This window comes from Streptomyces sp. NPDC004561, from assembly GCF_053602155.1.
Genome location: NZ_JBSGDB010000403.1, coordinates 1 through 8,036 on the forward strand (window position 1 = coordinate 1; position 8,036 = coordinate 8,036).

Genomic DNA, 8,036 nt, shown 5'->3' on the forward strand with positions numbered 1-8,036 from the left:
GGCCAGTACCCGCAGTTCGACAACGGCGGCGAGGCCTGGTGCAGCCCCACCTCCTCGGAGATGATCATCGAGTACTGGGGCGGCCGGCCCTCGCCCTGCTGCCGATGGCGCTGGTGTCACGGGCGCAGGCGGCTCAGGTGGCGTGGCTGCAAAGACCCACCACGGAGACCGCGCAGGGGTTGCTGAGGGCGTTTCTGGGGCCGGCGTCGGGCGTGTACTGGGTGTGTCTGGGGCTCGCGGTGGTGGGGCTGACGGGACTGGTGGGGGAACGCGGAAGAATCACCTGTGCGGGGGTGGCGCTGCCGTTGACGGTGGTGCCGCCGGTGGTGCTGATGCTGGTGTCGCAGGCCTCGCCGCTGTACGTCGACCGGTATGTGCTGTACGCGCTCGCGGGTGCGCCGTTGCTGGTCGCCGCGGGGGCCGAGCGGGTGGTGGGGACGCTGGGCCATCCGGTGCGGGGGTCCGCCCCGGCCGCTCTCGCCGGTGTCCTCGCCGTCGCGCTCGTCCTCGTCCACCAGTTCCCCCTGCTCCGGGAGGACCGCGACCCCGCGGCCCGTCCCGACGACCTCGCCGCCATCGCGCGGGCCGCCTCGCCCATGCGGGACGGTGACACGGTGCTGTACCTGCCGTCGTACACACGGAACACGGCGTTGGCGTACCCGGGGGCGTTCCGGGGGGTGCGGGACGTGGCGCTCGCGCAGGCGGCGGACGTGTCCGGGACGCTGTACGGGACGGAGACCGCCCCGGCGGAGCTGCTGCGGCGGCTGGCCGGGGCCGACCGGGTGTGGGTCGTCGCCGACCGGGCCGTCCTGGCCGGGCGGTGGACCCCGCGCAACCCCGTGGAGCGGGTCAAACTCGCCGTGCTGCGGCAGCGGTTCGCGATCGGTGGAGAGGCCGTGCGGGGACGGGCGGTCGTACGGCTCTACGTCCGGCCGGCTACAGCGGGGACCGGGCCTCCGCCACCGCGGCCGCGTCCAGCGCGGTGGTGAGCCGGTCCAGCCGCTCGCGCAGCTCGACGATCTCCGCCAGGTCGAAGCCGGTCGCTCCCACGATGCGGTGCGGCACCTGGAAGGCCCGCTCCCGCAGGGCCGTGCCCTCCTCGGTCAGCCGCACCCGCACCGACCGCTCGTCCTGCGCGCTGCGCTCGCGCCGCACCAGGCCGGCCGCCTCCAGCCGCTTGATCAGCGGGGACAGCGTGCCGGAGTCGAGCCGCAGATGCTCGCCGAGCTTCTTGACCGGCAGATCCCCCTGTTCCCACAGCACCAGCATCACCAGGTACTGCGGGTAGGTGAGTCCGAGGTCCTTGAGGATCACCCGGTAGACGCCGTTGAAGGCGCGGGACGCGGCGTGCAGCGAGAAGCAGATCTGGCGGTCCAGGCGGAGCCAGTCGTCGTCGGGGACGGAGGGCGAGGCGGTCATGGCTCCAGGGTAGCTCTTGGAGGCCATTTAGTTGTGCACAACTTAATTGTGTGCTCTACTTGTGATCGTGAGGCGGCCGGGACAGGAGCCGCCGAACACCGACTTCGCAAAGGGATGGTTTCCATGGACGCGCTCTACACCGCCGTCGCCACCGCCACCCACGGCCGTGAGGGCCGTGCCGTCTCCTCCGACGGCAGGATCGACCTCGAACTGGCCCCGCCGGTGGAGCTGGGCGGCAACGGCCAGGGCACCAACCCCGAGCAGCTCTTCGCCGCCGGCTACGCCGCCTGCTTCGGCAGCGCCCTCGGCCTCGTCGGCCGCCAGGCGAAGGTGGACGTCAGCGAGGCGGCCGTGACCGCCGAGGTCGGCATCGGCAAGCAGGGCGAGGGCTTCGGGCTGAAGGTCACCCTGCGCATCGAGCTGCCCGACACCGTGGACGAGGCGACCGGCCGCAAGCTGGTCGAGACCGCCCACCAGGTCTGCCCCTACTCCAACGCCACCCGCGGCAACATCGAGGTCGACATCGTCATCGAGTAACACCCGCCGGAGGGCCGGCCCGGCAGCCGGACACGGGTGCCGGGCACGCCTTCGCCGGGGGTGTGCAGCCGGCCGGCGACCCCGTGGGACGGGGCGACGGCGCTGAAGCGGGGCAGCCCGTTCTCTCTGTCGTCCTGTGGACGCGGCCGGGCCGTCCCGCCGGGCGCCGGGTGGACGGCCGGCTCGGGGTGGGCCGCGTCGAGCCGAGGGGCATGGGAACTCCCGGTGGGGCCAACGGTGTTCAGAGAAACTCGGGGACGGGGAGGGGGCCGGAGGGCCGCGGCACGGTGGTCGGCGGGGGGCTTGTGCGGGCCGCCGCCGACGGCACCGGCGCACGGTCCGCGAGCGGCACCACCGGCAGCAGCTCCGTCTCGCCCAGCACCACATGCCGTACGACCCGTTCGGCGGTCCGGCCGTCGTCCCACGGGCAGAACCGCTCGTAGGCGGCCGTCCCCGGGCCGACTCGGCGCGGGCCCGGCGGGACGGCGTACCGCTGCTCGGGGCCCGCGATCCAGACGGTGCCGATGTGCGGGGCGTGCGTGCGGAACGCCTCCTCCGGCGCGCCCGGGTCGCCGCCGTGGCCCCGGCCCCCGTCGGCGGCGAACACCGCCCGGTCGGATCGCAGGGGCAGGCGCGACTGGACCAGGTAGTGCAGCCGGAGCGCGCCGGAGCGCACGGCGCGGACCAGCTTCACCGCGGACTTCCCAGCGCGCCGGCGGACGGCCGAGGCCAGCTGGAGCCCCCGGAAGGCGCGGTGCATGCCGAACCGGACCAGGACGTGCCGCCGCCGCAGCCGCGCGCCCGGCACCCGGTGGCGGCGGAGGCGGACGCGGGCCCGGCGCAGGAACGCGCCGTGGCTGCCACGCGGCAGCCGGTCCCGCCGGGTGAACACCACGACATAGCGGTCGATCATCCGGCGGAACAACCCTTGGTTCGCGGCCAGGTGGACGGGCTTCACGCGAGCGTCCCGGGCCGCGTACTCGTCGGTGATCGTGCCGCAGGCGTCCGGGGAGCAGTCGTCCACGGCGATCGGTTCCAGATCCGGGTGCGACTGGGACAGCACCGAGTCCAGGCACTCGGGGAGGTACGCCTGGACCTGGTGGGCGGGGACGATGACGCTGAACCTGGGCAAGGCACATCCATGGGTCGGTCGGCGCGGGCCTTCTGCCCGGGAACGGCCGGTGGAGTGACTTGGTTACGGGCCGTGCGTCAGGTGGGGGACACCAGGTGAACGGAAAGGGGCAGGCCGTCGCCGGCCCGCCCCCGAACGGTTCTCGTCCCGCGCCTACTTGACGGCGCCCGCCATCACCCCGGACACGAACTGCCGCTGGAACGCGAAGAACACGGCCAGCGGGATCACCATGGAGATGAACGCGCCGGGCGCCAGCACGTCGATGTTGTTGCCGAACTGCCGTACCTGCGTCTGCAGGGCGACCGTGATCGGCTGGGTGCCGGACTTGGTGAACACCAGCGCGACCAGCATGTCGTTCCACACCCACAGGAACTGGAAGATGCCGAGGCTCGCGATCGCCGGCCCGCCGAGCGGCATCACCACCCGTGCGAACAGCCGCAGTTCACCGGCGCCGTCGAGGCGGGCCGCCTCCAGCAGCTCGCGCGGGATCTCCGCGAAGAAGTTCCGCAGCAGGAACACCGCGAACGGCAGACCGAAGCCCGTGTGGAACAGGACCACGCCCAGGATCGTCCCGAACAGGCCGATCTTGCCGAAGAGTTCGGCGATCGGGATCAGCGCCACCTGCACCGGCACCACCAGCAGGCTCACCACGCCCAGGAACCACCAGTCCCGGCCCGGGAACTCCATCCACGCGAACGCGTAGCCCGCGAGGGAGCCGACCACGACGACCAGCAGGGTCGCCGGGACCGTGATCAGCACCGTGTTCCACAGGGAGTTGGTGATGTCGCCGTTCTCTAGCAGCTTCTGGTAGCTGTCGAAGGTCAGCTGGGACGGCTTGGCGAACACCGTCCACCAGCCGCTCGCGCTCATGTCCTCGGGGGAGCGCAGCGAGGAGATGAGCAGACCGATGGTCGGCACCAGCCAGAACAGGCCCACGACGATCAGGAACACGCGGACCAGGCCGCCGTTCAGCTTCTCCGTGATCCTCGAGCCGAACGACTGCCGTGCCCTCCCCGCCGAACCGGTGGACGCCACCTTCCCGATGCCTTCGGCGGTCGCCGTCATCGCCGCACCTCCCGCCGCAGCCGACGCACGTTGAACAGCATCACGGGAATCACCAGCAGCAGCAGGAACACCGCGATCGCGCTCGCGATGCCCGGCTGGCTCTCCGCGAAGCCCTTGCGGTACAGCTCCAGGGCGAGCACGTTCGCGTCGTCCTGGGAGGAGCCGGGGGCGATGATGTAGACGAGGTCGAAGACCTTCAGCACATTGATCATCAGTGTGACGACGACGACCGCGAGCACCGGCGCGAGCAGCGGCACGGTGACCCTGCGGAACACCTGCCACTCGTTGGCGCCGTCCACCCGGGCGGCCTCCAGCAGCTCCCGGGGCACACCCGCGAGCCCGGCCGCGATCAGCACCATCGCGAAGCCCGCCCACATCCACACATAGGAACCGATGATCGCCGGGGTGACCAGCGCCGGGCCGAGCCACTCCACGCCGTTGTACGGCTCCCGGAAGTTGGCCGCCGGGAGCCTCAGCCGCGCCCCGTCCGCCGACGCGGGCAGCGTGAAGGTGCCGTCCGCGGCGGCCTTCGTCGAGGCGACCACCTTGCCGTCCTTCACCGCCTCGATCCGCATCCCGGCATAGCCCAGCTCGGACGGGTCCGGCGCGCCGAGTCGGCCGACGCCCTTGCCCCGGGTGAAGTCCTGCCAGGTGGTGCCGGTGATCCTCCCCGGCTCGGGCCTGGCGGCGGCGGCCCTGCGCGCGCTGCCGGGCATCTTGTCCGGGGCGACCCCCACGAGCGGGAGCGCGACCGGCTGCCCGGCGTGCACGGCGCCCTTCGTGACGAAGCCGCCGCCCTGGGCCACGAGCGGCGACTCGCGGCCCGGATGCGCCTGGGGGAACGCCGAGGACTGCGCGAAGGTGTCGTGCACGCCCACCCACACCGCGTTCGCGACCCCCTTGTGCGGGTCCTGGTCGTACACCAGCCGGAAGATGATCCCGGCCGCCAGCATCGAGATCGCCATCGGCATGAAGACGACCAGCTTGAACGCCGTTCCCCAGCGCACCCGTTCGGTGAGCACCGCGAAGATCAGCCCGAGCGCGGTGGACACCGTGGGCGCGAACACCACCCAGAGGACGTTGTTCTTCAGCGCCGTGCGGATGCCGTCGTCGGTGAAGATCGCCTTGTAGTTGCGGAAGCCGGCGACGCCGTCGCCCGGGGCGTTGTAGAAGCTGCGGACGAGGGAGTACCCGATCGGGTAGACCACGAGCGCGCCGAGCAGCACCAGGGCGGGCAGCAGGAACAGCACTGCCACGGTCCTGCGGGTGCCGGTCACGCTTCTGCGACTGCGGGATGCGGCGGGGCCCGGTGGGGCCCCGGCCGCCGCTGCCGACGTCATGGCCGGATCAGCTCCCGTTTCCGTACGCGGCCGCCGCGTCCTTCTCCAGCTTCGCCTGGGCGCCCGCGACGTCCGTCGGGTTCTTCAGGAAGTCCTGCAGGTCCTTCCACTCGCCCTTGCCCGGGGTCCCGCCGAAGGCCTGCGGGGCCTGGTCGGACATGTCGAAGCGGAAGTCGTCACCGGACGCGATCAGCGCCTTGGCGATCTTCTGCTGCACCGCGTTCGGGTACGTCGAGACCGGCACGTTCTTGTTCGGCGACAGGTAGCCGCCGAGCTTCGCCTGGATCGTCGCCGCGTCCGGGGAGGCGAGGAAGGTGGCCAGGGCCTGCGCGGCCTTGGAGTCCTTCAGGATCACCGCCGCGTCACCGCCGGAGACCACCGGCGCGGTGGAGCCCACGGCCGGGAACGGGAACACCTTCGCGTCCGTGCCCACCTTCGCCTTGGTCTCACCGATGTTGACCTGCACGAAGTCGCCCTCGTAGACCATCGCCGCCTTCGGCTGGTCGCCGCCGGTGAAGGTCTGGGTGACCGAGGCCGGGAACTCCGTCTGGAGCGCACCGTCCTGACCACCCGCCAGGTAGTCCTTCTTGCCCCAGATCTGCGCCAGCGTCGTCAGCGCCTGCTTGACCGACGGATCGGTCCACTTGATCTTGTGCTGGGCGAGCTGGTCGTACTTCTCCGGGCCGGCCTGCGACAGATAGACGTTCTCGAACCAGTCCGTCAGCGGCCAGCCGTCCGCGCCGGGCACCGAGAACGGGGTGACCCCGGAGTCGTACACCGCCTGGGCGGTGGTCAGCAGGTCCTTCCAGGTCCCCGGCTCCTTGGCGCCGGCGTTCTGGAAGACCTTGGCGTTGTACCAGATCAGCGACTTGTTGGCGGCCTTGTAGTAGACGCCGTACTGCTTGCCGCCGACCTTGCCGATGTCCTGCCAGCCCTGCGAGTAGTTCTGCTGGAGCTCCTTCAGGGCCTCCGGCCCGACCGGCTTGGCCCAGCCCTTCTGCACGGCCTGCTTGATGGCGCCCGGCTGCGGCAGCATCGCCACGTCCGGCGGCTGGCCGCCCGCGATCTTCGAACCGAGGAAGTTGACGATCGGGTCCTGGGCCGGCACGAAGGTGACCTTCGCGCCGGTTCGCTTCTCGAACTCCGCGAGGACCTTCTTGAAGTTCGTCTGCTCCTGGCCGGTCCAGACGGCGGCGATCTCCAGATTCGCGCCGTTCAGTTTCGGCAGCGAGACGGTGGATCCGCTCGCGGTGGGGCTGCCGCCGCTGTCCCCGTTGCTCTTCTTGTCCTTGCCGCCGGAGCAGGCGGTGAGCGCCATGGCTCCCGCGAGCAGTGCGGCGAGTGTGGTGACGGCCCTGTTTGTCCGGATGGTGCTGCTCTTACTGCGCATCACTTCCCCGTTCGTCGTTCTCCGTTGAACGTCGTTGAACATCAGAAGAGTGTCCCGTGCGCTCCGGTGTACGCCGGGCTGCTCAGGACCGGCAAGAGCGCCTGCGCCGTCCGGCGGCTCATCGTGACCCGCTCGTGACCGTCCGTGTATGCGCGCGTATCCCCGTGGACCGCCGGAGTCCGGTTACAGCAGGGACGGCACCTGAGCCGCCGCGACCTCCCGCGCGGCCCGCTCCACCGCGCTCGCCAGCAGGGCGAGGTCCGTGGGGCCGTTGCCCAGTTCCCGGACGGGCCGGCGGGCCGGGGGATCGCCCATGCGCTGCCAGTCCAGCGGTACGACCGTGGGCCGCTGGGTCGCCGTCCGCGGGATACGGCCCGTCACCCGGCCGCCCTGGAAACCGACGGACCGCCCGTCCGCACACGCCAACCGCCCCCGCCCCGGCGCCGGTTCGTCCGGTCCGGGGCTGGCCGGCTCCAGCGTGACCCTGAGCCCGGCCCGGCGCACCGGTTCGGTCTCCGCGGTACGGCCCCCGGCCGCGGTCGCCGCCACCAGGTGCACCCCGAGCCGCTCACCCTCCCGGGCCACCGCCTCCAGCGCCCGCATCACCGACCCGGCGGCGGGCCGGCCCGGCGAACCGAGGGCGGGGGAGACCAGCGCGTCCAGGTCGTCGACGACCACCACGAGCCGGGGCAACGGCGGCGCCGCCTCGGCGCGCTGCCGGGCCGCCGCGCCCGGCCGCAGCCGCAGGGTGGAGCTGGGCGGCGCCTCTATGTCCCCCGTGCCGGCCGGGGCGCGCTGGGCGACGATCCGGCCGGACACCTCACGCCCCGCGTGCCACTGCGCGAAGTCGGTCCGCCCCAGCAGCTCCGCCCGGCGCTTCAGCTCGGCCGTCAGCGACTGGGCGAACTCCCGCATCCGCACGGGGTCGTTGGCGATGAGATGGGTGGTGACATGCGGGATGTCCGTGCAGACGCGCAGCCCCTCGCCGCGCGCCGCGCCCGCGCCGACGCCGTCCCGGCCGTCGATCAGCACCACGCTCAGCCGGTCCGGCCGTTCGGCCGCTGCTGCCGCTCGCCATCCAGGCGCACAGCAAGGCCGACGAGGACAAGCTCTCCCAGGGCCTTTCCCGGCTGGTAGCCGAGGAACCGACGAT

The 8,036-nt window shown here is 72.1% G+C and carries 6 protein-coding genes and 4 pseudogenes; 4 read left to right on the forward strand and 6 right to left on the reverse strand.

The window, feature by feature from the left end:
• Positions 1-96, forward strand: a pseudogene (locus tag ACWEN3_RS35705) (C39 family peptidase); the annotation flags it as partial.
• 83 nt (positions 97-179) lie between these two features.
• Positions 180-989, forward strand: coding sequence for a hypothetical protein (locus tag ACWEN3_RS35710; protein WP_452979628.1), 810 nt, complete (start codon positions 180-182; stop codon positions 987-989).
• Here ACWEN3_RS35710 and ACWEN3_RS35715 read toward each other — a convergent pair.
• On the reverse strand, positions 937-1,446 hold the full coding sequence (locus ACWEN3_RS35715; protein ID WP_452979631.1) for a MarR family winged helix-turn-helix transcriptional regulator: 510 nt from the start codon (positions 1,444-1,446) through the stop codon (positions 937-939). The genes ACWEN3_RS35710 and ACWEN3_RS35715 overlap by 53 nt on opposite strands.
• A gap of 96 nt (positions 1,447-1,542) precedes the next feature.
• Between ACWEN3_RS35715 and ACWEN3_RS35720 the strand changes: the two genes are divergently transcribed.
• Positions 1,543-1,956, forward strand: coding sequence for an organic hydroperoxide resistance protein (locus ACWEN3_RS35720; RefSeq protein WP_452979633.1), 414 nt, complete (start codon positions 1,543-1,545; stop codon positions 1,954-1,956).
• A gap of 439 nt (positions 1,957-2,395) precedes the next feature.
• On the opposite strand, the pseudogene ACWEN3_RS35725 reads toward ACWEN3_RS35720, so the two are convergent.
• From ACWEN3_RS35725 to ACWEN3_RS35745, 5 genes and pseudogenes are all read right to left on the reverse strand, one after another.
• Positions 2,396-3,088: pseudogene (locus ACWEN3_RS35725) on the reverse strand (glycosyltransferase family 2 protein); the annotation flags it as partial.
• Positions 3,089-3,241: 153 nt separating this feature from the next.
• On the reverse strand, positions 3,242-4,153 hold the full coding sequence (locus tag ACWEN3_RS35730) for a carbohydrate ABC transporter permease (RefSeq protein WP_452979636.1): 912 nt from the start codon (positions 4,151-4,153) through the stop codon (positions 3,242-3,244).
• Positions 4,150-5,430: a carbohydrate ABC transporter permease gene (locus ACWEN3_RS35735; RefSeq protein ID WP_452979639.1), complete on the reverse strand. Its 1,281-nt coding sequence runs from the start codon at positions 5,428-5,430 to the stop codon at positions 4,150-4,152. Before ACWEN3_RS35735 ends, ACWEN3_RS35730 begins: the two co-directional genes overlap by 4 nt.
• Before the next feature lie 70 nt (positions 5,431-5,500).
• Positions 5,501-6,883 (reverse strand): ABC transporter substrate-binding protein, encoded by a 1,383-nt coding sequence (locus tag ACWEN3_RS35740; RefSeq protein WP_452979642.1) that lies wholly within the window; start codon positions 6,881-6,883, stop codon positions 5,501-5,503.
• Positions 6,884-7,066: 183 nt separating this feature from the next.
• Positions 7,067-7,948: pseudogene (locus ACWEN3_RS35745) on the reverse strand (FtsK/SpoIIIE domain-containing protein); the annotation flags it as partial.
• Between ACWEN3_RS35745 and ACWEN3_RS35750 the strand changes: the two are divergent.
• Positions 7,942-8,036, forward strand: a pseudogene (locus ACWEN3_RS35750) (hypothetical protein); the annotation flags it as partial. The pseudogenes ACWEN3_RS35745 and ACWEN3_RS35750 sit on opposite strands and share 7 nt — an antisense overlap.